At 72.3% G+C, this 23503-nt stretch carries 22 protein-coding genes; 4 read left to right on the forward strand and 18 right to left on the reverse strand.

The genetic code is table 11. The annotated features are described in order from the left end of the window. Positions 1 to 40: 40 nt before the first annotated feature. Complete coding sequence (locus tag IQ279_RS10725) at positions 41 to 799, reverse strand: helical backbone metal receptor (protein WP_206348158.1); 759 nt, start codon at positions 797 to 799, stop codon at positions 41 to 43. Then, a complete protein-coding gene (locus IQ279_RS10730; protein WP_307792299.1) occupies positions 796 to 1236 on the reverse strand; it encodes an OsmC family protein in 441 nt (146 codons plus the stop codon). Before IQ279_RS10730 ends, IQ279_RS10725 begins: the two co-directional genes overlap by 4 nt. Positions 1237 to 1668: 432 nt before the next feature. Between IQ279_RS10730 and IQ279_RS10735 the strand changes: the two genes are divergently transcribed. Together IQ279_RS10735 and IQ279_RS10740 are read left to right on the forward strand one after the other, a co-directional pair. Then, entirely contained in the window at positions 1669 to 2577 is a 909-nt protein-coding gene (locus IQ279_RS10735) for a 5'-3' exonuclease (RefSeq protein WP_206348278.1), read from the forward strand. A gap of 99 nt (positions 2578 to 2676) precedes the next feature. Beyond that, the gene (locus IQ279_RS10740) at positions 2677 to 3576 is read left to right on the forward strand and encodes a siderophore-interacting protein (RefSeq protein ID WP_206348159.1); all 900 of its coding nucleotides are present in this window, start codon (positions 2677 to 2679) and stop codon (positions 3574 to 3576) included. An 83-nt stretch (positions 3577 to 3659) separates the two neighbouring features. On the opposite strand, the gene IQ279_RS10745 is transcribed toward IQ279_RS10740, so the two are convergent. The 11 genes from IQ279_RS10745 to IQ279_RS10795 all read right to left on the reverse strand — a co-directional run bounded on the left by IQ279_RS10745 (position 3660) and on the right by IQ279_RS10795 (position 15816). Then, positions 3660 to 6464 carry a DEAD/DEAH box helicase gene (locus tag IQ279_RS10745; protein ID WP_206348160.1) on the reverse strand — a complete coding sequence of 935 codons (2805 nt, stop codon included), beginning with the start codon at positions 6462 to 6464 and terminating at the stop codon, positions 3660 to 3662. 45 nt (positions 6465 to 6509) lie between these two features. Then, a complete protein-coding gene (locus tag IQ279_RS10750) occupies positions 6510 to 7427 on the reverse strand; it encodes a diacylglycerol kinase (RefSeq protein ID WP_206348161.1) in 918 nt (305 codons plus the stop codon). Between the two features lie 17 nt (positions 7428 to 7444). Beyond that, positions 7445 to 8353, reverse strand: a complete 909-nt coding sequence (gene tatC / locus IQ279_RS10755) for a twin-arginine translocase subunit TatC (RefSeq protein WP_241027927.1) — start codon at positions 8351 to 8353, stop codon at positions 7445 to 7447. Positions 8354 to 8489: 136 nt separating this feature from the next. Then, entirely contained in the window at positions 8490 to 8783 is a 294-nt protein-coding gene (gene tatA / locus IQ279_RS10760) for a Sec-independent protein translocase subunit TatA (RefSeq protein ID WP_206348163.1), read from the reverse strand. A 271-nt stretch (positions 8784 to 9054) separates the two neighbouring features. Further along, positions 9055 to 9252 carry a hypothetical protein gene (locus IQ279_RS10765; protein WP_206348164.1) on the reverse strand — a complete coding sequence of 66 codons (198 nt, stop codon included), beginning with the start codon at positions 9250 to 9252 and terminating at the stop codon, positions 9055 to 9057. A gap of 84 nt (positions 9253 to 9336) precedes the next feature. Next, positions 9337 to 10299, reverse strand: coding sequence for a helix-turn-helix transcriptional regulator (locus tag IQ279_RS10770; RefSeq protein ID WP_206348165.1), 963 nt, complete (start codon positions 10297 to 10299; stop codon positions 9337 to 9339). A 91-nt stretch (positions 10300 to 10390) separates the two neighbouring features. After that, positions 10391 to 11374, reverse strand: a complete 984-nt coding sequence (locus IQ279_RS10775) for a helix-turn-helix transcriptional regulator (RefSeq protein ID WP_206348166.1) — start codon at positions 11372 to 11374, stop codon at positions 10391 to 10393. 114 nt (positions 11375 to 11488) lie between these two features. Beyond that, on the reverse strand, positions 11489 to 11860 hold the full coding sequence (locus IQ279_RS10780; protein ID WP_101257209.1) for an FKBP-type peptidyl-prolyl cis-trans isomerase: 372 nt from the start codon (positions 11858 to 11860) through the stop codon (positions 11489 to 11491). 79 nt (positions 11861 to 11939) lie between these two features. Next, positions 11940 to 12950 (reverse strand): FKBP-type peptidyl-prolyl cis-trans isomerase, encoded by a 1011-nt coding sequence (locus tag IQ279_RS10785; protein ID WP_206348167.1) that lies wholly within the window; start codon positions 12948 to 12950, stop codon positions 11940 to 11942. 199 nt (positions 12951 to 13149) lie between these two features. Beyond that, positions 13150 to 14511 (reverse strand): Pup--protein ligase, encoded by a 1362-nt coding sequence (gene pafA, locus IQ279_RS10790; RefSeq protein ID WP_206348168.1) that lies wholly within the window; start codon positions 14509 to 14511, stop codon positions 13150 to 13152. A gap of 9 nt (positions 14512 to 14520) precedes the next feature. Further along, positions 14521 to 15816, reverse strand: coding sequence for an MFS transporter (locus IQ279_RS10795; protein ID WP_206348169.1), 1296 nt, complete (start codon positions 15814 to 15816; stop codon positions 14521 to 14523). 147 nt (positions 15817 to 15963) lie between these two features. Here IQ279_RS10795 and IQ279_RS10800 point away from each other — a divergent pair, with 147 nt between their 5' ends. Then, positions 15964 to 17058: a LacI family DNA-binding transcriptional regulator gene (locus IQ279_RS10800; RefSeq protein ID WP_307792300.1), complete on the forward strand. Its 1095-nt coding sequence runs from the start codon at positions 15964 to 15966 to the stop codon at positions 17056 to 17058. 52 nt (positions 17059 to 17110) lie between these two features. On the opposite strand, the gene prcA is transcribed toward IQ279_RS10800, so the two are convergent. From prcA to arc, 5 genes are all read right to left on the reverse strand, one after another. Continuing rightward, positions 17111 to 17911 carry a proteasome subunit alpha gene (gene prcA, locus IQ279_RS10805; protein ID WP_206348170.1) on the reverse strand — a complete coding sequence of 267 codons (801 nt, stop codon included), beginning with the start codon at positions 17909 to 17911 and terminating at the stop codon, positions 17111 to 17113. Between the two features lie 22 nt (positions 17912 to 17933). Then, entirely contained in the window at positions 17934 to 18779 is an 846-nt protein-coding gene (gene prcB / locus IQ279_RS10810) for a proteasome subunit beta (RefSeq protein WP_206348171.1), read from the reverse strand. Positions 18780 to 18904: 125 nt separating this feature from the next. Continuing rightward, positions 18905 to 19123, reverse strand: coding sequence for a ubiquitin-like protein Pup (locus IQ279_RS10815; protein ID WP_206348172.1), 219 nt, complete (start codon positions 19121 to 19123; stop codon positions 18905 to 18907). A gap of 206 nt (positions 19124 to 19329) precedes the next feature. Next, positions 19330 to 20841 (reverse strand): depupylase/deamidase Dop, encoded by a 1512-nt coding sequence (gene dop / locus IQ279_RS10820; protein WP_206348173.1) that lies wholly within the window; start codon positions 20839 to 20841, stop codon positions 19330 to 19332. A 259-nt stretch (positions 20842 to 21100) separates the two neighbouring features. Then, on the reverse strand, positions 21101 to 22867 hold the full coding sequence (gene arc, locus IQ279_RS10825; protein WP_206348174.1) for a proteasome ATPase: 1767 nt from the start codon (positions 22865 to 22867) through the stop codon (positions 21101 to 21103). Positions 22868 to 23145: 278 nt separating this feature from the next. Here arc and IQ279_RS10830 point away from each other — a divergent pair, with 278 nt between their 5' ends. Continuing rightward, the gene (locus IQ279_RS10830; RefSeq protein WP_206348175.1) at positions 23146 to 23457 is read left to right on the forward strand and encodes a ferredoxin; all 312 of its coding nucleotides are present in this window, start codon (positions 23146 to 23148) and stop codon (positions 23455 to 23457) included. Positions 23458 to 23503: the final 46 nt, after the last annotated feature.

Raw genomic sequence — 23503 nt, forward strand, 5'->3', positions numbered from 1 at the left:
CGCGACGGAGCGGGGCGCTCCGGTCAGAACGGCGCACCGGTCAGGCCGGCGGGGCGGTCGGCGGGCCGGACAGCGCGGCGGCCAGCACCGCGCCGAGCACGGTCGGCGCCTCGGTCAGGGAGGGCCCGTACCAGGTCAGATGCCGCCCGCTGACGAGGGCCGCCGGTAGCCCGGGGAAGGCCTCGGGGCCGTCGTCGGCGGTGAAGCGGTACGGCTCGTCGGGCAGCACCACGAGATCGGCCCGGCCCGGCTCGTTCAGCTCCCCGATCCCGGCGCGCGGATAGCGCTCGGCGTGACCGGCGTAGGCGTTGCGCACGCCGAGGCGGGCCAGGACGTCGCCCGCGAAGGTGTCCCTGCCCAGCACCATCCACGGCCGCCGCCAGACGGGCACCACGGCGGTGGCGTCGGCCACTGGCCGCAGCGCGCTCCAGGCGTCCTCGGCCTCGTCCAGCCAGGCGGGCCGGGGCAGCCCGCATCCGGCGGTGAGCACCCGGTCCAGTTCGGCGAACGCCTGAGGGAGCGTACGGATCTCGGTGACCAGCACCTCGGCGCCCGCGCCGCGCAGGGCGGCGAGGTCGGCGGAGCGGTTCTCCTCCTCGTTGGCGATGACCAGGTCGGGGTGGAGGGCCGCGATCCGCTCCAGGTCGGGGTTCTTGGTACCCCGCACCCGCACCACGTCCAGACCGGGCGGACGGCTGCACCAGTCGGTGGCCCCGACCAGAAGTTCCGGGCCGGTGGCGGCCACCGCCTCGGTCAGCGACGGCACCAGCGAGACGACGCGGCGGACGGTGCGCGTCACGACCCCACCGCCACCGTCGGCTCGTGCCGCACGGGGAAGGCGACGGAGCGGGTGATGAAGCACACCGCCCCGACCTCGCCGTGCAGGGCCAGGGCCCTCTCCCGCATCGGCTCCCCGGCCACGGACACCTCCGGCCGCAGCACCACCTCGGTGAACCGTCCACCGCCACCGGCCGCGTCCATGGTCATGGTGCCCACGGGCCGGTCGGTGTAGCCGGTGACCACCACGCCCGCGGCCGCGCACAGGTGCAGGTACCACAGCATGTGGCACTGGGAGAGGGAGGAGACCAGCAGTTCCTCGGGGTTCCAGCGGGCGTCGTCGCCGCGGAAGGCGGGATCGGCGGAGCCGGGCAGGGGCGGCTTGCCGGCGGCCAGGATCTCGTGGTCCCGGCTGTACGCCCGGTAACCCTCCGTCCCGGCCCCGAGGTTCCCGTCCACTGCAGGGTGAGTTCGTAGTGGTGGGTGGCTGCCATGCGGTCAGCCTAGTGCCGCGTCAACCGGGGTCTGCCCGGTGGCGAGGTGTCTCCCCCGGCCTCCGGCCGGGGCGCCCCAGGTGCCGGGGCTCCCGGGCCCGCAGGACCGGGGGGGGGGACGCGATCGCAAGGCGGCCGGAAGCCGCATGCGGTTGTTCCCACCAGGGCTCTCGGCCGACGAGGCATGGGGGCTCCCCCTGCCGGAGGCCGGAGGAGTGCGTGCCCGGGGACACCACCCGGCCGGAGGCCGGGGGAGGCGGCGAACGGGGTGGACCCCGGCTGACGGGGCGCCGGGTGCGCCGCCCCGGCGCCCCGCGGCGGGGCGGGGCTCTCCCCGCCGCGGGGCCTCGTTGTCGGAGGGGTGCGGCATGATCGGGGCGTGACCACGCGACGCCTGATGCTTCTCGATGCCGCATCCCTCTACTACCGCGCCTACTTCGGGGTCCCCGAGTCGGTCAGGGCGCCCGACGGCACCCCGGTCAACGCGGTGCGCGGACTGCTGGACTTCATCGCCCGCCTGGTGCGCGACCACCGCCCCGGCGATCTGGTCGCCTGCATGGACAACGACTGGCGGCCGCACTGGCGGGTCGAGCTGATCCCGTCCTACAAGGCGCACCGGGTGGTGGAGGAGTCCTCCGAGGGACCGGACACGGAAGAGACGCCCGACACCCTCTCCCCCCAGGTCCCGGTGATCGAGGAGGTGCTGGACGCGGTCGGCATCGCCCGGGTCGGCGCGGACGGCTACGAGGCCGACGACGTCATCGGCACCCTCGTCCGCCGGGCCGGCGGTCCGGTGGACGTCGTCACCGGCGACCGCGACCTGTTCCAGCTCGTCGACGACGCGCGCGGGGTGCGGGTGCTCTACCCCGTCAAGGGCATGGGCGACCCCGCGGTCGTCGACGAGGCGGCCCTGTGGGAGAAGTACGGCGTGGTGAGCGGGTCGGCGTACGCGGATCTGGCCCTGCTGCGCGGTGACCCGAGCGACGGGCTGCCGGGTGTGGCCGGCGTCGGCGAGAAGACCGCGGCCCGGCTGCTTCAGTCGTACGGCGATCTGGAGGGCATCCTGGCCGCCGTCGGCGATCCCGCCTCCGGGCTGACGCCGGCGCAGCGGCGGAAGCTGGAGGCGGCGCGGGAGTATCTGGCCGTGGCGCCGAAGGTGGTGCGGGTGGCCGGGGACGTGGCGCTGCCGGAGTTCGACCCGGCGCTTCCGGCCGAGCCGCTGCACGCACAGGAGCTGGAGGAACTGGCCGAGCGGTGGGGACTGGGCGGCTCGCTGCGGCGACTGCTGGACGCCCTGGCCGGCTGAGTGCCCTCACGGGGCCCGGCATCACGACCCGGCAGACCGTGGCGTACCGGCGGACGCCCCCGTAGGGTTAGGTATACCTAACCTCATGAGGAGAGCGCCGTGGCAGACCGTCCGACCCGCCGCACACCCCGCCTGAACCGGGCCCGGGTGGTGCGCGCCCGGCGCCTGTCGCCCGGCATGGTCCGCGTGGTGCTCGGCGGTCGGTCCCTGGCCGGCTTCCCGGCCGGCGCGTACACCGACCACTACGTCAAGCTGCTGTTCCCGGCGGAGGGCGTGCGCTACCCCGAACCCTTCGACCTCGCCGACATCCGCGCCCGGCTGCCGCGCGACCAGTGGCCCGTCACCCGCACCTACACCGTGCGCGCCTGGGACGCGCAGGCGTGCGAGCTGACCGTGGACTTCGTCGTCCACGGCGACGAGGGGCTGGCCGGGCCCTGGGCGGCGCGCGCCGAGCCGGGCGAGGAGGTCCTCTTCCTCGGCCCCGGCGGCGGCTACCGCCCCTCCTCCGAGGCCGACTGGCACCTGCTGGTGGCCGACGAGAGCGCGCTGCCCGCCGTCGCCGCGTCGCTGGAGGCGGTACCCGGCGGGGCTCCGGTGCACGCCTTCGTCGAGGTCGCGGGCCCGGAGGAGGAACAGGACCTCGCCCTGCCCCCGAACGCCGGACTGCGCTGGCTGCACCGCGGCTCCGGGCGGGTCGGCGCCCGTCTGGTCCAGGCGGTGCGCGCACTGGACTTCCCGCCCGGCGACGTGCAGGCGTTCGTCCACGGCGAGGCGGGCTGGGTGAGGGAGTTGCGCCGCCATCTGCGCACCGAGCGGGGTGTGCCGCGCGAGCGGCTGTCGGTCTCCGGCTACTGGCGCCTGGGCCATGACGAGGACGGCTGGCAGGCGTCGAAGCGGGAGTGGAACGTGCAGGTGGAGGCGGAACAGGAGAAGGCACCCGCCTCCTCCGCCTCTCCCTCCGCTCCGGCCGGAACGGAGGGCGGCGCGCCCGCACGCTGACCGCGCGCCGAAGCCACACCCCGGCCCCGCCCGGCGCGTACGGTCCGGTCTGAGGCCGGACCGTACGCGCCGTGGCCCGCCCGTCAGCCGACGGAGGTGTACGCCACCACGCCGCGCACCACCTTCTCGGACGCCCTGCGGGCGTTGCGCGCCACCGTGCCGCCCTCGGGCGCCGCCGCGGCGATCTGGCCGAGCACGTCGACCAGTTGCTTGCACCAGCGCACGAAGTCGCCGGCCGGCATCTCGGCCTCCCGCAGCACCGAGTCCAGGCTGTCGCCCTCCGCCCAGCGGTAGGCGGCCCAGGCGAAGCCGAGGTCGGGCTCGCGCTGGCCCACGCCCTCGGACTGGTTGATCCGGTGCTCCTCCTCCAGGGCGTCCAGCCGGCCCCAGATGCGGACCATCTCGCCCAGCGCGTCCTTGGCCTTCCCTCCGGGCAGCACCGGCTGGAGGGCGTCGTCGGCCGAGCGCGCCTCGTACACCAGGGCCGAGGCGCAGGCGGCCAGTTCGGTCGGGGACAGCCCCTCCCAGACGCCCTCGCGCAGGCACTCGCTCGCCAGCAGGTCCAACTCGCCGTAGAGCCGGGCCAGCCGCCTGCCGTCGTCGGTCACCTCGTCGCCGCGCAGATAGCCCAGATCTGACAGGAGCGCGTAGACGCGGTCGAAGGTGCGGGCGATGGTGTTGGTGCGGCCCTCGATGCGGCGCTCCAGCTGCCGGGTGTCGCGCTTGAGGCGGTGGTAGCGCTCGGCCCAGCGGGCGTGCGCCTCGCGCTCGTCGCAGCCATGGCAGGGGTGGGCGCGGATCGCCTTGCGCAGCCGTGCGATCTCGGCGTCGTCGGCGGCCTCCGAGCGCTGCCCGCGGCGGGTGCGCCCCGGCTCGTGGTGGCCGGCCCTGGTGCGCAGCGCGGAGGCCAGATCTCTGCGGGACTGCGGGCTGCGCGGGTTGAACGACTTGGGGATCCGCATCCGCTCCAGCGGCTCCACGGGGACGGGGAAGTCCATCGAGGCCAGCCGCTTGACCTGGCGGGCGGCGGTCAGCACCAGCGGGCGCGGGCCGTCGTGGTCCCAGCCGCGGTGGCCGTGGCTGCGCCCGGCCGGAACACCCGGGTCCAGCACGAGCGCCAGACCGGCGAACTTTCCGGTGGGCACGTGGATCACATCACCCGGCCGCAGCTTCTCCAAGGAGTCGGCCGCCGCCGCGCGCCGCTGGAGGGCGCCCTGCCGGGCCAGTTCGGTCTCACGGTCCTTCAGCTCGCGCCGCAGCCGCGCGTACTCCTCGAAGTCCCCCAGGTGGCAGGTCATCGCCTCGCGGTAGCCCTCCAGGCCCTCCTCGTTGCGCTGCACCCTCCGGGAGATGCCGACGACCGCGCGGTCGGCCTGGAACTGCGCGAAGGAGGTCTCCAGCAGTTCGCGCGAGCGGTGCCGCCCGAACTGCGAGACCAGGTTGACCGCCATGTTGTACGACGGGCGGAAGGAGGAGCGCAGCGGGTAGGTGCGGGTGCCGGCGAGCCCCGCCAGCGCGCCCGGGTCCATGCCGCGCTGCCACAGCACCACCGCGTGGCCCTCGATGTCGATGCCGCGCCGTCCGGCGCGGCCGGTGAGCTGGGTGTACTCGCCGGGGGTGATGTCGACGTGCTGCTCGCCGTTCCACTTGACCAGCTTCTCCAGCACCACCGACCGGGCGGGCATGTTGATGCCCAGGGCGAGGGTCTCGGTGGCGAAGACGGCCTTGACCAGGCCGCGGACGAACAGCTCCTCCACGACCTCCTTGAAGGTCGGCAGCATGCCCGCGTGGTGCGCGGCGATGCCCCGCTCCAGCCCCTCCAGCCACTCGAAGTAGCCCAGGACGTGCAGGTCCTCGTCGGGGATGGAGGCGGTGCGCTCCTCCACCAGCTCGCGCACCCGCGCCCGTTCCCCGGCGTCGTTCAGCCGCAGCCCTGCGTACAGGCACTGCTGTACGGCCGCCTCGCAGCCGGCGCGGCTGAAGATGAAGGTGATCGCCGGGAGCAACCCCTGGGAGTCGAGCCGGTCGATCACCTCGGGGCGGCCGGGCGTCCAGATCCGGCTGCGCTGGCGCCGCTCGCGCTCCCGGTCGGCCTCGCGCACCGGTTTGCCGCGGCGCCTCTCGCGGGCGGAGGGCAGGCGGCTGTTCTCCAGCTGGGCCATGCGGAGCAGGTCCGGGTTGACCTCGCGGCGGCCGTTCTTCTCCTCGAACAGGTCGTACATCCGCCGCCCGGCCAGCACGTGCTGCCACAGCGGCACGGGCCGGTGCTCGGAGACGATCACCTCGGTGTCGCCGCGGACGGTGTCCAGCCAGTCGCCGAACTCCTCGGCGTTGGAGACGGTGGCCGACAGCGACACCAGCGTCACCGAGTCGGGGAGGTGGATGATGACCTCCTCCCAGACCGCGCCGCGGAACCGGTCGGAGAGGTAGTGCACCTCGTCCATCACCACGTAGCCCAGGCCCGCCAGCGCCTGCGAGCCGGCGTAGAGCATGTTCCGCAGGACCTCGGTGGTCATCACGACCACCGGCGCGCCGGAGTTGATGCTGTTGTCGCCCGTCAGCAGGCCGACGTTCCGCGCGCCGTGGCGTTTGACCAGGTCGTTGTACTTCTGGTTGGACAGCGCCTTGATGGGCGTGGTGTAGAAGCACTTGCGGCCCCGGGTGAGGGCCAGGTGGACGGCGAACTCGCCCACGATCGTCTTGCCGGATCCGGTGGGCGCGGCGACCAGCACGCCCTTGCCGGCCTCCAGTGCCCTGCACGCCTCGATCTGGAACGGATCCAGCTCGAAGTCGTACATCTCGCGGAAGGGGGCCAGAGCGGTGGCCTGCTCGGCGGCGCGGACCCGGGCGGCGGCGTAGCGCTCTGCTGGGGACATGTCCTCGGTCATCGTACTTACGAGCCTACCGGCCGCCACCGACACAGCACCCGGTCTTTACGGCCCGGCGGGCTCCGGGGCGAGTACCCGGACCGCCGCCGGGACCGCCTCGACCGTGAGCGGCAGTGGTCCCAGCGGCTCGCCGTCGGCGTAGCCGGTCACCTTCTCCCCGGGCGTGGCGGCCTCCAGGGTCACCTTCGCCGCCCGGTGCACGGTGACCGCGGGGTGGGCGAGGTGGGTGCCCCGGTAGACGCGCGGGAAGACCCTCAGCAGGGTGGCGCGGCCGCACTCCCCCACCACCGTGACGTCCAGCAGGCCGTCGTCGAGGCGGGCGTCCGCGCAGATCCGCATGCCGCCGCCGTAGGAGGGGCCGTTGCCGACCGCGACCAGTGTCGCGTCGATCTCCAGCGGCGGGCCGTCGTCGAGTGTGAGGCGGTACGGGATGGTCCGCAGCCCGGCCAGTTCGGCGAGTATCGCCGCGTCGTAGCGCAGGCGCCCGGCGGGCCACCGCATGCGGTTGGCCCGGTCGTTGACGCGGGAGTCGAAGCCGGAGGCCAGCACGCTGCCGTACCGGCGCCCGCCGACCCGGCCGAGGTCGATGCTCCGGCTCCGGCCCTCCTTGAGGGCCCGCGCGATCACCCGTCCCGCCCCGGCCGGGTCGCGCACGGGCAGGCCCAGGGAACGGGCGATGTCGTTGCCGGTTCCGACGGCCACCACGCCCAGGGGAGTGTCGGTGCCGACCACCGCCTGGAGGGCGAGGGAGGCCATCCCGTCCCCGCCGACGGCGATCAGCGCGCCGGTGCCGCCGCGTACGGCCCGGCGTGCCCGGATGAGCGCGTCGTCGGCGTCCGCGCCGACGACCGTGCGCACCGAGAAGCCCGCCGCGCGCAGGGCGCGTGCGGCGGGCTGGGCGGCTCCCGCACCGCGGCCACCGCCCGCGGTGGGGTTGACGAACAGGGTGATCTCACCGGTCACGCGCGGACCATACCGGCTCAGGTGGCGTCGTCGTAACCGTTGCGCCTGGTCGGACCGCCCTCGGAGGTGCCCTCGGGCAGTGCGGAGGGGCCGTCGACGGGTTCGATCGCGCCGACCTTCTCCGGGGTGTGGTCGAGCGGGGACGCCTCGTCGTCGCTCAGTCCGGCGTAGGGGTCCTTGCGACTGCGGCGGCGGTCGTTGAACAGGGAGACCCCGACGGCGATGAAGTACAGCAGCACGATCGGCGCGGCCAGGGCGCCCATGGTCAGCGGGTCGCCGCTGGGGGTGGCGACAGCCGCGAAGAGGGTGATGGAGACGACCATGACCCGCCACCAGCCCAGCAGCCTGCGGCCGGTGAGGACGCCGCCGAAGTTCAGCATCACCAGCACCAGGGGCAGCTCGAAGGCCAGCCCGAAGACGATCACCATCCGCGTGATGATGTCGAGGAGCTCGTCCAGGGGCACGAGGTTTCCGGTGCCCTCGGGGGTGAACTCGATCAGGGTGGCGGCCATCGTCGGCAGGACGATGTACGCGAGGTAGGCGCCGCCGAGGAAGAGCGGCACGCCGGCCGCGACGAAGGAGCGTGCGTACTTCTTCTCGTGGCTGTGCAGGCCGGGGGCGAGGAAGGCCCACAGCTGGTAGAGCCAGACCGGGCAGGCCAGCACCATGCCGGTGGTGAGTCCAACCTTCAGCATGAGGGTGAAGGGCGCGATCACACCGCTGATGGTGATCTCGGCGCAGGCCTCGCCCTTCTCCGCGGCCCGGCCGAAGCCCGCGGTGCAGCCGACGGCGTCGCGGAGGGGCTCGGTGAGGAAGTCGGCGATCTGCTTGTAGTACACCAGCCCGATGACGGTGACGGCCAGGATGGCCAGCACCGACTTCATCAGGCGGTTGCGCAGCTCCCGCAGGTGCTCCGCGAGCGGCATGCGCCCCTCGGGATCCCTCTGCGGCTTCCCCTGTCTGCGGGCGGACTTGAGCAACCCACGTCCTCGGTGTCAGTGGCGGTGTGCCGGGTGTCTGGGCTCTAGCGGCACCGGGCCCGTCTCCGGGCCTGGGACCGGGTCAGTTCTTGGTGGTCTGCTGGCCGGGCTCGTTAACCGGGCGGGAGCTGGTGACGTCGCCGGGCGCGGCCTGGATCGTCCTGGGCGCGGCCTGCTGCGCCGAGGCGTCCTGCTGGGCGGAGGCGTCCTGCTGGGCGGTCTCGTTCTCCTTCTTCATGGCCTTGGCCTCGCTCTTGAGGATGCGGGCCGACTTGCCGAGGGAACGGGCCATGTCGGGGAGCTTCTTGGCGCCGAACAGCAGCAGGACGACGAGGAGGATCAGTACGATCTCCATGGGCCTGAGGTTGCCGATCATGTGCCACTACCTTCTCGCCGGGGCGGCGGTGTCCGTGCCTGCCCTACTGATTCGGACGGGCTTCCTCGTACTGGTGCGCTGGCAGCGATCGTAACCCCGGGGGGTGAACGCGGGGCAATGCCTCCGCGTCATCCCGGTGCCGGTCACGGACACCACGTCCACACCGTCTTGAAGGGTACCGCCCCGGAGTCCGGACATGGAGGGGGCGACGCCCGGCGGTGCCCCGGGGGGCATGCACCGGCATGCGGTCGGCACACCGCCGGCGCTCCGTTCAGCGTTCGATCCGCGCCCGTGCGGCCAGGGGGGTCGCGGCCCGCTCCAGGTCATCGGCGGCCCTGGCGAGATGCTCGCAGCCGTCGCCGACCGCCCGGGCGAAGCGCCGTACCTCCAGCCCAACCCGGACGGCGAGGACGCCGAGCACGGCGAATCCGCAGAAGGCGAGCGTGAGGAAGACCATGGGCCAGAGCATGGGGCGAGCGTAGTGGACGGCCGCGGCCGGAGCGGGAACGCCCCGTCCCCGGCCGGAACCCGCCGGACCGGGCCCGGCCGGCCCTCAGTCGCCGTACGCGGCCAGCGCGGCCCGCGCCGCGTCCCGGGCGCTGTCGGCCAGCTCGCCCGGGGAGACGATCCGGCCGTCGCGGCCCAGCCGCAGGGCCAGGCGGCGCAGGGAAGCCGGATCGGGCGCGCGCAGGGTGATGCGCAGCCCGCCCTCGGGCAGCTCCTCGGCGCTGTCGTGCGGGTAGTACTCGGCCACCCAGCGCCCGCCCGGACCCACCTCGATCACCACCTGCGGGTCCTCGGCGGAGGGCTGGACCAGCCCCTCGGAAAGGTCTCGCAGCTCCACCGGCGGCGGGTCGGAGGGCTCGTCCAGCAGCCTGATCTCGGCCACCCGGTCCAGCCGGAAGGTGCGGTGCGCCTCGGACAGACGGCACCAGGCCTCGACGTAGGTGTGGCCGACGGCGAACAGCCGGATCGGGTCGATCTCCCGCTCGGTCAGCGTGTCGCGCGTCGGCGAGTAGTAGCGGATCCACAGCCTGCGGCGCTCGGAGATCGCCCGGTCGACGTCCGCGAAGACCCCGCCCTCGGACTCGAAGCTGACCGACAGCCGGGAACTGGCCCCGGCGCTCTCGCCCGCCGCCGCCTCGATCTTGGCCGTGGCGCGCTGGAGGGCCTCACGGTCGCTCTCGCGCAGCCCCGGCAGGGTGGCGACGGCCCGCGCGGCCACCAGCAGCGCGGTGGCCTCGTCGGCGGCCAGCCGCAGCGGCTCGCCCGTGCTGGAGCCCACCGCGTCGGCGTTGTGCCACCAGATGCGCTCGCCGTCGGTGTCGATGTCCAGCAGGTCCCCGCCGCGGAAGCTCGTGCCGCACATCGGCAGGACGTGGAGGTCGGAGATCAGTTCGTCGGTGGTGATGCCGAAGGCGCGGGCGACGTCCTCGACGCGGGCGCCGGGCCGCTCGCGCAGATACGTCACCAGGGACAGCATCCGGCGGGTCTGGTCGATGGCGTTGGTGGCCATGTCGGTGGTGCCTCTTCCCCTGAGTTCCCTCAAGCCCTCGCCGGCCCCGTGCCGGGCCGGCCGGTCCTGTGCGGCCCCTTGCCGGGGCCGGTCATCCCTTGGCCACGGCGCGCAGCCGGTCCACCACGTCGGTCCGCAGTTCGGCGGGCTCCAGCACGACCACGTCCGGCCCGAACTCCACCAGCCAGGCGTCCAGCCCATGGCCGTAGGGGATCTCCAGCTCGTCCCAGCCGTCGCCGGCCTCGCGCGTCCGAAGGGCCCTGGCCCGCAGCGGGTAGCCGGCGCCCTGCCGCAGCCGGATGCGGGCGGTGGCGGTGGCGATCTCCCCGGCCCACCGCTCGACGGTCTCGCGGACGGTGACGTGGTCGGGCACCTCGGCGGTGTAGACCCCGGCGCGGGAGCGGACCGGCCCGGTGATACGGGAGAGCCTGAAGACCCGCTCGGCGCCCCGGTCGCGGTCGTGGCCGGCCAGATACCAGTGGCCGCGCCAGCACTCCAGCGTCCACGGCTCCACGTGCCGGGTCCCGGGGCGGGCGGCGTTGGACTTGCGGTAGGCGAAGGTGACCGGGCGCCGGTCGCGGCAGGCGAGCATCAGCGGTTCGAAGGCGGCCTCGCGCACGGGGATGCGCGGTTCCAGGGCGCTGTGGCCGCCGTACGGGTCCTCCGTGCCGGTGTCGGCCAGCGGCATCCCGGCGGCGCGCAGTTTCTGCAGGGCGCCGCTGGCGGCCCCGGCCAGCCGGGCCTGCTGCCAGACCTTGGCGGCCAGGGTGAGGGCGGCGGCCTCCTCGGCGTCCAGGGCGACGGGCGGGAGGCGGTTGCTGTCACGGCGGGCCTGGTAGGCGATCTCGCCCTCCAGGTTCTCCACCGTCTCGATCACCAGACCGAGCTCGCGCAGATCGTCCTTGTCCCGCTCGAACATCCGGTTGAAGGCGTCCTCGCCGCCTCTGCCCGGGCCCCCGCCGACCTCCAGGTACGCCTCGATCGAGGCCCGCAGCTCGCGCTTGGTCAGCGGGCGCCGCGTCCCCAGCAGGCACAGCGCCAGATTCATCAGCCGCTCGGCCTTGGCAATGGCCATCGACGCCCTCTTTCGTACTTGTCCCGATCGTCGACCGTACCGCTCCGGACGTGCCCGGTACAAAGCCCGGGCCCCCGCCGTACGGCGGGGGCCCGGGCGGGTGCTCGGACGGTCTCAGACGGAGACCAGGTCGCAGACGAAGATGAGCGTCTCGCCCGGCTTGATCCGGCCGCCGGCGCCGCGGTCGCCGTACGCCATGTGCGGCGGGATGATCAGCTGGCGGCGCCCGCCGACCTTCATGCCCTGCACGCCCTGGTCCCAGCCGGAGATGACCTGGCCGACGCCGAGCTGGAAGCTCAGCGGGGTGCCGCGGTTCCAGCTGGCGTCGAACTCCTCGCCGGTGGAGAAGGCGACGCCCACGTAGTGCACGGAGACGGTGTCGCCGGCCTTGGCGACCGGTCCGTCGCCCTCCCAGATGTCCTTGATCTCCAGGTCGGCCGGGGGCTCGCCGCCCGGGAAGTCGATCTCGGGCTTGTCGATGCTCACGAAGTTGCTCCTACGAACGTTTCCATCGGTCAACCGGAACAGTCTCGCAGACCCGGCGGGCCGCCGACGAGGAAGATCGTCAGACCTTGCCGACGATGTCCACGACGAACACCAGCGTGTTCTCGGCCAGCTCCGACTGCGGGTTGCTCGCGTAGGCGAGGTCCGGCGGGATGACCAGGAGGACGCGGTCCCCGACCTTCTTGCCGACCAGGGCGTCGTCCCAGCCCTTGACGACCTTGCCGGTGCCGATCTGGAAGGCGGTGGCGCCGCCGTGGTCCCAGGAGGAGTCGAACTTCTTCCCGTCCTCCCACTTGACCCCGGTGTACTGGGCGATCAGGCCGTCGCCGACCTCCACCTCGGGCCCGTCGCCCTCGATCAGCACCTGCTCCTTCAGCTTCCCGGGAGCCTTCTCGCCCTTGGGGACGGTGATGGTGGCGGCCTTCTGCTCGTTGGCCTTCACCTCGGGCATGCCCTCCTCGGAGGCCGCCTGCTCTCCGTCGGCCTCGGCCTTGGCGTCGGTCTTGGCGGAGGCGACCGCGTCGATCACCCAGACCATGCTGTCGGCCCCGTCGATCCCCAGCTGCGGGTTGATCGAGTCGCCCATGATCGCCTTGGCGGTGCCCTCGATCAGGACGCGGCTGCCGGCCCGCTCGCCGACCAGGGACTGGGCGACCGGCTCGGGAAGTCCCTGCGCCTCACCGAGACGGAGGACCTCCTGGCGGCGGGCGTCACCCGCGGAGGCGCCCTCCGGCTGCTGCTTCCAGGTGTTGATCAGCTCCTGGCCGTTGCTGGTCATCAGGATGTCGATGCGGACGAAGTCGCCCTCGGCCAGCTTGTCGCCCTTGCCCTCGGTGACGGTCCGCACGGCGGCCTTGTCGGGGGCCTCGGCGTCCTCGGCGACGGTGAGCTTCGGCTCCTCGCCGACCTTGCCGGAGACCTTGGTGGCGGCTTCGGAGGAGCCCTCGGATCCGTCGGAGCCGCACGCCGCGGTGAACAGCATGGCGGGCACGACCAGGGCCGCGGCGACGCGGCGGCCGGCCTTCGCCAGGGGGCGGGGGTGTGGGGGGCGTCCCCCTCGAGATTGCAGCATCTGTCCAACTCGTGGTGTAGGAGGTGTCCGGGCGTTCCGGGCGTGCCGGCCACTCTACGGGCCGCCCGGCCCACCTCCCATAACTTCCGGAAGGACCGATTTCGTTCCCGGCCCCGGACGCGGATCCGGTCCCGGGCCGGCGGTACGCGCCCGGGGCCGCGTCAGTGTGCCGCGGTCCCGGGCGCACCGCCCGACGGGCTCACATGCCGGAGATGAGCTTCTCCACTCGCTCGTCCACCGAGCGGAACGGGTCCTTGCACAGCACCGTGCGCTGGGCCTGGTCGTTCAGCTTCAGGTGCACCCAGTCCACCGTGAAGTCGCGGCGCTGCTCCTGGGCCCGGCGGATGAAGTCGCCGCGCAGCCGGGCACGGGTGGTCTGCGGCGGCACGGACTTGCCCTCGAAGATCTTCACGTCGTTGCAGATCCGGGCGGCCTGCCCCTTCCGCTCCAGCAGGTAGTACAGCCCCCGGCGGCGGTGGATGTCGTGGTACGCGAGGTCTATCTGGGCGATCCGGGGATGGGACATGGTGATGTTGTTCTTGGCCCGGTACCGCTCGATGAGCTGGTACTTCATCACCCAGTCGATCTCGGTGTTGACCTTGTCGAGCTCCTGGGTGCGGACCGCCTCCAGGGTGCGGCCCCACAGCTCCAGCACCTGGTCCACCACGCCCGTGCGGATACCCCGGCGCTCGCAGAAGTCGGCGGCCTTCTCGTAGTACTCCTGCTGCACCTCCAGTGCGGAGGCCTCGCGCCCGTTGGCCAGCCGGACCTTGCGCCTGCCGGTGATGTCGTGGCTGACCTCGCGGATCGCCCGGATCGGGTTCTCCAGGGTGAGGTCGCGCATGACCGTGCCGGCCTCGATCATGCGCAGCACCAGGTCGGTGGCGCCGACCTTGAGCAGCATGGTCGTCTCGGACATGTTGGAGTCGCCGACGATGACGTGGAGGCGGCGGTAGCGCTCGGCGTCGGCGTGCGGCTCGTCGCGGGTGTTGATGATCGGCCGGGACCGGGTGGTGGCGGAGCTGACGCCCTCCCAGATGTGCTCGGCCCGCTGGCTGACGCAGTAGACCGCGCCGCGCGGGGTCTGGAGCACCTTGCCGGCGCCGCAGATGAGCTGCCTGGTCACCAGGAACGGGATGAGGACGTCCGCCAGGCGCGAGAACTCCCCGTGCCGGGCCACGAGGTAGTTCTCGTGGCAGCCGTAGGAGTTGCCCGCCGAGTCGGTGTTGTTCTTGAACAGGTAGACGTCGCCCGCGATGCCCTCCTCGTGGAGGCGCCGCTCGGCGTCGACGAGGAGTCCTTCGAGGATGCGCTCGCCCGCCTTGTCGTGGGTGACCAGCTCGGTCACGTTGTCGCACTCCGGAGTGGCGTACTCCGGATGCGATCCCACGTCCAGGTAGAGGCGGGCGCCGTTGCGGAGGAAGACGTTGCTGCTGCGGCCCCATGACACGACACGGCGGAAGAGGTACCGCGCCACTTCGTCAGGAGACAGGCGCCGCTGTCCCCGAAACGTACACGTGACGCCGTACTCGTTCTCCAGCCCGAAGATTCGGCGGTCCATGAATGAACTTTACGCCTGATGCCCGGTTTTGAAACCGGCTCCGGCGCCCCCGTTCCGATCACTTTCCATCCGGGTGGCGGCGCCGGAGGACGGGGCGGGCGGCGGAGCGGGAGCCGGGTGCGCGACCAGGGCGGGGGCCGCCAGGACACGCCGGGTGACCAGCAGGACCAGCAGCGCGGCCAGACCGCCCGCACCGGCTACGAGGAAGCCCGCGGGTGCCCCGCCCCGTTCGATGACCGGGCCCACCACGGCCGTCCCCGCCGCGGCTCCGACCCCGAAGGACGTCACCAGCCAGGAGAACGCCTCCGTGACCGTGCCGGCCGGTGCGTGCCGGTCCACCACCACGAAGGCGCAGGCCAGCGAGGGGGCCAGGAAGAGGCCCGCGATCCCGGCCAGGAAGGTCATCGCCACGGGGCCCGGCGCCAGCGCCAGCGGCAGGTAGCCGGCCGCCAGGGCGGCCACCAGGGCGCGCAGCCGGGCCTCGGGCTCCCCCGCCCAGGTGCGGGCTCCGTAGGCCAGGCCGCCGGTCAGGGCGCCGGCGCCCAGCGCCGAGAGCAGATAGCTGGAGATCAGTTCGTCGCCGTGGCCGTCGGCGTAGGCGACCGCGGCCACGGCGATCGTCCCCAGGGCGAGGCCGACGAAGAAGAACGAGCCGAGCAGGGCGAGCAGGCCACCGGAGCGCAGGGCCCCCAGCCAGTGCGCCTCGCGCGGCTCGGAGCGCCAGCGGCGTGAGGGCGGCGAGACCACCACGGACAGGGCGCCGAGCACTCCCAGAGCGTTGATCACCAGCAGGGCCGCGGCCTCGCTCCAGAGGGCCACCAGCACCGTGACGGCCAGCGGCCCCAGGGTGAACATCACCTCCTGGGCCACCGCGTCCAGCGCGTAGGCGGCGTGCACCCGGTCGGGGTGCTTCAGGACGGACGGCCACAGGGCGCGCAGACCGCCTTCCAGGGGCGGGGTGAACAGGCCGGCGACGGCCGTCGCGGCGTAGGCGACGGGTAGCGGTTCGATGCCGGCGAGTGCGAGGGTGGCCATGCCGAGTCCGGAGAGCAGCGCGGCGGGCAGCATCACCGGCGGCTGGCCCCACAGGTCCACCGCCCGGCCCAGCAGCGGCTGGCCGACGGCGTTGGACAGCCCGTAGACGGCCGACAGCACGCCGGCCAGGGTGTAGCTGCCGCCTTCCGCGCGGGTGAACAGCACGATCGCCAGGGCGGCGGTGGCGTTCGGCAGCCGGCCGAGCAGGGTGCCGGTGAGCAGCCGCGCGGCGTGTCTGACGCGCAGCAGTTCGGCGTAGCCCGTCGCCATGGATCGGCTCCTCCTCCCCGGATCCCTCCGGCGGCCTGGGTGAGTGTTACGTATAACGCGCTCCGTTATACGTACCATGAACCAGCCCCCGGGTCCACGTCGGCCCGGGCGCCGCCCATACCGTCCGTCCACTCCGGGAGCCGGCCAGTGACCACCGACCGACCCCGGCCCACGAGCCGGGACGTGGCGCGTATCGCCGGTGTCTCCCAGGCGGCCGTCTCCCTGGTGCTGGGCGGCAAGTGGCGCGGCCGGGTCTCACCGGGCAAGGCCGAGGCGGTGCGGGAGGCCGCACGGGAGCTGGGCTACCGGCCGAACCTGGCCGCGCGCAGCCTGCGGCTGGGGCGCACCCGTACCGCGCTGCTGGTGGTCCCGGCGCTGGCCAACGAGTTCTTCGCCCGGCTCCACGCGGGCGCCGCTCGGGTGGCCGCCGAGCACGGCCTCGGGGTGGTGCTCTACCCCTCCCCGGAGGGCGTCGGGCCCGCCCGGGACCCCTTCGACTCCGCCGGCGCCGCCCTGGACGGCGTGATCGCCTCCTCGATGGCCTCCGAGGCGCCGGCCGCCCTGCGCTCAGGCGGCGAACTGCCGCTGGTGATGCTCGACAGCGATCCCGAGAACACCCAGGCGGCGGCCACCGTCAACCTCGACATCGCCGACGGCATGCGGCAGGCGGTGGGGCACCTGCTGGAGCTGGGCCATCGCCGGGTGGCCCACATCGCCGCGGCGGTGGACTCCTGGACCTTCGAGGTGCGGGCCGCGGCGCTGGCCGAGGCTCTGGACGCGGCCGGCTGCCCGCCACCGCCCACCTGGGCGGCCGGCCTGGACGTGGCCGCCGGGACGCGCGCCGCCACGCAGGCGCTGGCGGCGGTCCCCCGGCCGACCGCGCTGGTGTGCGACGACGACGTGCTCGCCGCGGGCGCGTGCAAGGCGGTGCGGCGGCTGGGGCTGCGGGTGCCGCAGGACGTCTCGGTGACCGGCTTCGACGATCTGTCGCTCGCCCGGGCGGTCGAGCCGGAGCTGACGACGGTGCGGCTGCCCGCCGAGGAGGCGGGGGCGGCCGGGATGCGGGCTCTGCTGGCCGTGCTGGACGGCCGGAAGGAAGGTGCCGTGCTGGACGGCCGGGGCCCACGGGCGGCCGGCGGTTCCGGATCCCCCGCCCGGGTGACGACCCTGCCGGTGCGGCTGACCGTGCGGGACTCCACCGCTCCGCCCCCGGACACGCCCGTGGGCCCCGGCCGGCACTGAGCACGGCCGGGGCCCACGGGCGGCCGGCGGAAGCGGGAGGGATGCGCGCAGGCTACTCCTCGGAGTCGGAGGCGGAGGCCTCCCCCGAGGAGGCCCCGCCGGACGACTCACCGGACGACTCCTCGGAGGAGTCACCGGAGGGCGCGGACGCACCCTCCTCCTCCAGCAGCCGGGAGAGCTGCCGGCCGAGCACACGCTTGAACTTGCGCTGCTGGGGCCGGGTGCGGTCCAGGACGGCGACCTCCAGCTGGTCGGCCGTGAGGGTGCGCTCGCCGCCGTTGCTGTCCCGGCTCAGGGACTCCACCGCCAGCTTGAGGGCCTCGGCCAGGGTCATCCCGTCCCGGTGGCGCTGTTCGAGGTAGCTGCCGATCTGGTCGGAGTTGCCGCCGACCGCCACCGAGCCGTGCTCGTCGACGATGGAGCCGTCGTGCGGCAGCCGGTAGATCTGGTCGTCCTCGGGGCCCTCCCCGACCTCGGCGACGATCAGCTCCACCTCGTACGGCTTCTCCGCCGCGCTGGAGAAGATGGTGCCCAGTGTCTGGGCGTAGACGTTGGCCAGGCCCCGCGCGGTGACGTCCGTGCGTGCGTAGGTGTAGCCGCGCAGGTCGGCGTAGCGGACGCCGCCGATGCGCAGGTTCTCGAACTCGTTGTACTTGCCCACCGCCGCGAAGGCGATCCGGTCGTAGATCTCGCTGACCTTGTGCAGTGCCCGAGAGGGGTTCTCGGCGACGAACACGATGCCGTCGGCGTACTGCAACACGACCACGCTGCGGCCGCGCGCGATGCCCTTGCGGGCGTACTCGGCGCGGTCCGCCATGGCCTGCTGGGGTGAGACATAGAACGGCGTCGACACCGGCTATCGGTCCCTTCCTGATCTAGAGCACAGGGGCCTGGGGCCCGTTGGGCGACTGGAGCCGGCCGTCGTGCACCGAGCGGGCGATCTCGGCGACCTCCTCCTCGGTGAGCCTGCGGAAGCCGTCCTCGGTGATCACCGTGACGACGGGGTAGATCCGGCGCACCAGGTCGGGACCGCCGGTGGCGGAGTCGTCGTCGGCGGCGTCGTAGAGGGCCTGGACGACGGCCGTGGCCGCCTGCCGCTCGCCCAGGTCGTCGCGGTGCAGCTTCTTGAGCGAACCGCGTGCGAAGACCGAGCCGGAGCCGACCGCCGCGAAGCCCTGTTCCTCGGATCGCCCACCGGTCACGTCGTAGGAGAAGATACGACCCCTGCCCCGGTCCACGTCGTACCCGGCGAACAGCGGGATCACCGCCAGGCCCTGCATGGCCATGCCGAGATTGCCGCGGATCATCGTGGACAGGCGGTTGGCCTTGCCCTCCAGGGACAGCTGGGTGCCCTCGACCTTCTCGAAGTGCTCCAGCTCCAGCTGGAAGAGCCTGACCATCTCCACGGCGAGTCCGGCGGTCCCGGCGATGCCGACGGCGCTGTACTCGTCGGCCGGGAAGACCTTCTCGATGTCGCGCTGGGCGATCATGTTGCCCATCGTCGCGCGCCGGTCGCCGGCCAGCACCACGCCGCCGGGGAAGGTGACCGCGACGATCGTCGTGCCGTGCGGCGCCTCGACGGCGCCCTTCACGGGCGGGAGCGGACGGTTTCCGGGGAGCTGCTCGGGCGCGTGCTCGGACAGGAAGTCCATGAACGAGGACGAGCCCGGCGTCAGGAAGGCAGCAGGCAGACGCCCTGTGCTACGGGTGTTGGCTTCCACACGTTTCCTTCCACCAGATCGTGAGACCGGATCTTGAGAATCCTGCACGGACCTTACCCGTGGCGGCGGATGTCATCCGTCCCGCACCCCCGCCGTCGCGGGGGTGCGGGACGGACGGGCACGCCCTACTCGCCGCCCTTCTGCACGAAGGAGCGCACGAAGTCCTCGGCGTTCTCCTCGAGTACGTCGTCGATCTCGTCCAGCACGGAGTCCACCTCGTCCGACAGCGCCTCCTGGCGCTCCTTGAGGTCCTCCGAGACCTGCGCGTCCTGCGTCTGCTCGTCGACCTCCTCGGTGGTGCGTGCCGCCTTCTGCTGACCGCCGCCGGTGTCCTTGGTCGCCATATACCTCACCCCGCTCGGTTGGACGGTACAAGATCAGACCCTACAAGCCGGGCCTGACATCGGCCCTTCTCCTGCTCGGTGGCACTTCCCACCGTGCCGCCGCCATGCCACTGCCATGCCTCTGCCACGCCGCCGTCGCCGGCGTTCGGAAGCCGTCTCCATGATTCCCGCGTCCGGAGGCTTTCAGCCGTCCCCTCTCCCCCGGTTCACTTTCCGGACAGCGCCCTGACCAGCTCCTCCGCCGTACCGCAGCGGTCGAGCAGCTCGCTGACGTGGGCGCGCGTGCCGCGCAGCGGCTCCAGGGTGGGTACCCGCTGAAGGGAGTCCCGACCCGGCAGATCGAAGATCACCGAGTCCCAGGAGGCCGCGGCCACCGCGTCGGCGTACCGCTCCAGGCACTGGCCCCGGAAGTAGGCGCGGGTGTCCTCAGGAGGCTGGGAGCGGGCCCGCTCCACCTCCGCCTCGTCCAGCAGCCGCTTCATCCGGCCGCGGGCCGCCAGGCGGTTGTACAGCCCCTTGTCGGGGCGTACGTCGGCGTACTGCAGGTCCACCAGGTGCAGCCGGGCCGCGTCCCAGTCCAGGCCGTCGCGGCGCCGGTAGCCCTCCATCAGCTCCCGCTTGGCGACCCAGTCCAGCTCGCCCGCCAGGCTCATCGGATCGCTCTCCAGACGCACCAGGACGTCCTCCCAGCGGGCCAGCACGTCCCTGGTCTGCTCGTCCGCGTCCTGCCCCCAGCGCTCCTCCACGTACTTGCGGGCCAGCTCGTAGTACTCCATCTGGAGCTGTACGGCGGTGAGCGTCCGTCCGCTGCGCAGCCTGATCGGCCGGCGCAGCGACGGGTCGTGGCTGACCTGGTGAAGGGTGCGCACGGGCTGGTCGACGGCCAGGTCGACGGCGATGAAGCCGTCCTCGATCATGGACAGCACCAGGGAGGCGGTGCCGAGCTTGAGGTAGGTGGAGATCTCCGACAGGTTGGCGTCACCGACGATCACATGCAGCCGGCGGTACTTCTCGGCGTCGGCGTGCGGCTCGTCCCGGGTGTTGATGATCGGCCGTTTGAGGGTGGTCTCCAGGCCGACCTCCACCTCGAAGTAATCGGCCCGCTGGCTGATCTGGAAGCCGTGCTCGGAGCCGTCCTGCCCGATCCCGACGCGCCCGGCCCCGGTGACGACCTGGCGGGAGACGAAGAAGGGCGTCAGATGGCGCACGATCTCCGAGAAGGGGGTCTCCCGCTTCATCAGGTAGTTCTCGTGGCAGCCGTAGGAGGCGCCCTTGTTGTCGGTGTTGTTCTTGTAGAGGTGGATCGGCTGGGCGCCGGGCACCTCGGCGGCGCGCCGGGCGGCCTCGGCCATGATCCGCTCGCCGGCTTTGTCCCACAGCACGGCGTCCCTCGGATTGGTGACCTCCGGGGCGCTGTACTCGGGGTGCGCGTGGTCCACGTACAGCCGCGCGCCGTTGGTGAGGATCACGTTGGCCAGGCCGATGTCCTCGTCCGTGAGCTGGCTGGAGTCGGCGGCCTCGCGCGCGAGGTCGAAGCCCCTGGCGTCCCGCAGCGGGTTCTCCTCCTCGAAGTCCCAGCGGGCGCGGCGCGCCCGGTGCATCGCCGCCGCGTAGGCGTTGACGACCTGGGACGAGGTGAGCATGGCATTGGCGTTCGGGTGACCGGGGACGGAGATCCCGTACTCCGTCTCGATGCCCATCACTCGCCGTACGGTCATGCGGCCCTCCTTGCCCGGCGGCGGCCCGCCTTTGGGCCACCGCTCAAGTCCCGCTGCGCATCCGGCCCGTTCGCGGCCCCTGGTCCCGCACTCCGCATGGCGGCGGTACGGACGAGCCTAGGGCGGTCGGGCCCCGGTTGGGAGATCACTGCGGACTTCCCGTGTTTCCTCGGTGGAGATCGGTCCGAAAAGATCCGGCTGCGGACGCCCGCCCCGCCTGTCGACGGTGACACGGGCATCCGCAGCCGGACGGTGTCTTCTACAGGTACTGACCGGTGTTGGCCACCGTGTCGATGGAGCGTCCGGTGTCCGCGCCCTGCTTTCCGGTGACGAGGGTGCGGATGAAGACGATCCGCTCGCCCTTCTTGCCGGAGATGCGGGCCCAGTCGTCGGGGTTGGTGGTGTTGGGCAGGTCCTCGTTCTCCTTGAACTCGTCCACGCACGCGGCGAGCAGATGGGAGACCCGCAGGCCCTTCTGGTTGTGGTCGAGGAAGGCCTTGATCGCCATCTTCTTGGCCCGGTCGACGATGTTCTGGATCATCGCGCCGGAGTTGAAGTCCTTGAAGTACAGGACCTCCTTGTCACCGTTGGCGTAGGTGACCTCCAGGAAGCGGTTCTCCTCGGACTCGGCGTACATCTGCTCGACGACCGACTGGATCATCCCGGCGACGGTGGCCTCGGGGTCCTTGTTGTGCTCCGTGAGGTCGTCCGCGTGCAGCGGGAGGTTCGGGGTCAGGTACTTCGAGAAGATGTCCTTGGCGGCCTCGGCGTCCGGACGTTCGATCTTGATCTTCACATCGAGGCGTCCCGGTCGCAGGATCGCCGGGTCGATCATGTCCTCGCGGTTGGAGGCACCGATGACGATGACGTTCTCCAGCCCCTCCACGCCGTCGATCTCCGACAGCAGCTGCGGGACGATGGTGTTCTCCACGTCCGAGCTGACGCCGGAGCCGCGGGTGCGGAACAGGGAGTCCATCTCGTCGAAGAAGACGATGACGGGCGTGCCCTCGCTCGCCTTCTCCCGGGCCCGCTGGAAGACCAGCCGGATGTGCCGCTCGGTCTCGCCGACGTACTTGTTCAGCAGCTCGGGGCCCTTGATGTTGAGGAAGTAGCTCTTCCCCTGGGGCTGCCCGGTCACCTCGGCGACCTTCTTGGCAAGGGAGTTGGCCACGGCCTTGGCGATGAGGGTCTTGCCGCAGCCGGGCGGGCCGTAGAGCAGGACGCCCTTGGGCGGGCGGAGTTCGTGCTCCTTGAACAGGTCCGGGTAGAGGTAAGGGAGCTCCACCGCGTCGCGGATCAGCTCGATCTGACCGCCCAGGCCACCGATCTTGTTGTAATCGATGTCCGGGACCTCTTCGAGGACGAGCTCCTCCACCTCGCTCTTGGGCACGACCTCGTAGACGTACCCCGAGCGCGGCTCCAGCAGCAGCGCGTCACCGGCCCGGAGCGTGGCGTTCATAAGGGGCTCGGCGAGCCTGACCACGCGCTCCTCGTCGGTGTGCCCGATCACCAGAGCGCGCTCGCCGTCCTCCAGGACCTCTTTGAGGGTGACGATGTCCCCGGCGCGTTCGAACTCCATGGCCTCGACCACATTGAGCGCCTCGTTCAGCATGACCTCCTGGCCACGCCTGAGCTCACCGAGGTCGAGACTGGGGCTGACGTTCACCCGGAGCTTGCGCCCGCCGGTGAAGATGTCGGCCGTACCGTCCTCGTTCGCCTGCAGAAAAACTCCGAAGCCGGCCGGCGGCTGGGCCAGCCGGTCGACCTCCTCCTTGAGGGCCACGATCTGGTCACGGGCCTCACGGAGGGTGCCTGCGAGCCGCTCGTTCTGTGCGGACACACCGGCCAGGTTCGTCTGCAGCTCGACGATCCGCTCCTCGAGAATCCGAGTGTGGCGCGGAGAGTCGGCGAGCTTGCGGCGCAGGACGGCGATCTCCTGCTCGAGATGGGCAACCTGGCCTGCCGGGTCGTCGGAACCCCGTTCGGGCCGGATGCCGCGGTTGATGTCGTCGTCGTGGGCTGCCACGGTCCTCACCTCCTCCAAGGGGAGCTGGACGCTTCCTGACCCTACCTGGACCCGTGGGGGTTGAAACCCCTAGATCACAAACACGGTCGGGGTGTGTCTGATCTTCACCCTTGCGCACTCCCTTACCCCGGGTGAATACCCACCCAACCTCTCCGGAAAGCGGCCGGTTGTATCGTCTGAAGCGTCAACCCCCGTCACGGGTGGCTCTATTCCGCCAAGATCACACCGACAATCCGTCACACGGTCCGGTCACGAGCGCAGGAACGGCAGGCAGCAACATGGGCTCGCACAACGAGCAGACCGCAGAACTGGAAGTCTGGATCGACCAGGAACTCTGCACCGGCGACGGGATCTGCGCGCAGTACGCGCCCGAGGTCTTCGAGCTGGACATCGACGGGCTCGCCTACGTGAAGGGCCCCGCCCCCGCGGGCGAGGAGGCGGAGCTGCGCACCGAGCCGGGCGCCACCGCCCCCGTCCCCCTCCCACTGCTCAGCGACGTGGTGGATTCGGCCAGGGAGTGCCCGGGCGAGTGCATCCACGTGCGCCGGGCGGCCGACGGCGTCGAGGTGTACGGCCCCGACGCCGGGTAGTACGGCGGCGCTGCGGCCTCCGGCCGCGCCGGGTGTCGCGTGACCG

The sequence above is a fragment of the Streptomyces verrucosisporus genome (assembly GCF_017114865.1).
Lineage (GTDB): Bacteria > Actinomycetota > Actinomycetes > Streptomycetales > Streptomycetaceae > Streptomyces > Streptomyces fenghuangensis.

Excerpts from the sequence above, each read along its gene's own strand:
- IQ279_RS10735 (WP_206348278.1), top strand. The coding sequence starts at position 1,669 with ATGCTTCTCGATGCCGCATCCCTCTACTACCGCGCCTACTTCGGGGTC.
- IQ279_RS10745 (WP_206348160.1), bottom strand. The coding sequence starts at position 6,464 with ATGACCGAGGACATGTCCCCAGCAGAGCGCTACGCCGCCGCCCGGGTC.
- tatC (WP_241027927.1), bottom strand. The coding sequence starts at position 8,353 with ATGCCGCTCGCGGAGCACCTGCGGGAGCTGCGCAACCGCCTGATGAAG.
- tatA (WP_206348163.1), bottom strand. The coding sequence starts at position 8,783 with ATGATCGGCAACCTCAGGCCCATGGAGATCGTACTGATCCTCCTCGTC.
- IQ279_RS10765 (WP_206348164.1), bottom strand. The coding sequence starts at position 9,252 with ATGCTCTGGCCCATGGTCTTCCTCACGCTCGCCTTCTGCGGATTCGCC.
- IQ279_RS10770 (WP_206348165.1), bottom strand. The coding sequence starts at position 10,299 with ATGGCCACCAACGCCATCGACCAGACCCGCCGGATGCTGTCCCTGGTG.
- IQ279_RS10775 (WP_206348166.1), bottom strand. The coding sequence starts at position 11,374 with ATGGCCATTGCCAAGGCCGAGCGGCTGATGAATCTGGCGCTGTGCCTG.
- IQ279_RS10785 (WP_206348167.1), bottom strand. The coding sequence starts at position 12,950 with ATGCTGCAATCTCGAGGGGGACGCCCCCCACACCCCCGCCCCCTGGCG.
- pafA (WP_206348168.1), bottom strand. The coding sequence starts at position 14,511 with ATGGACCGCCGAATCTTCGGGCTGGAGAACGAGTACGGCGTCACGTGT.
- IQ279_RS10795 (WP_206348169.1), bottom strand. The coding sequence starts at position 15,816 with ATGGCGACGGGCTACGCCGAACTGCTGCGCGTCAGACACGCCGCGCGG.
- IQ279_RS10815 (WP_206348172.1), bottom strand. The coding sequence starts at position 19,123 with ATGGCGACCAAGGACACCGGCGGCGGTCAGCAGAAGGCGGCACGCACC.
- dop (WP_206348173.1), bottom strand. The coding sequence starts at position 20,841 with ATGACCGTACGGCGAGTGATGGGCATCGAGACGGAGTACGGGATCTCC.
- IQ279_RS10830 (WP_206348175.1), top strand. The coding sequence starts at position 23,146 with ATGGGCTCGCACAACGAGCAGACCGCAGAACTGGAAGTCTGGATCGAC.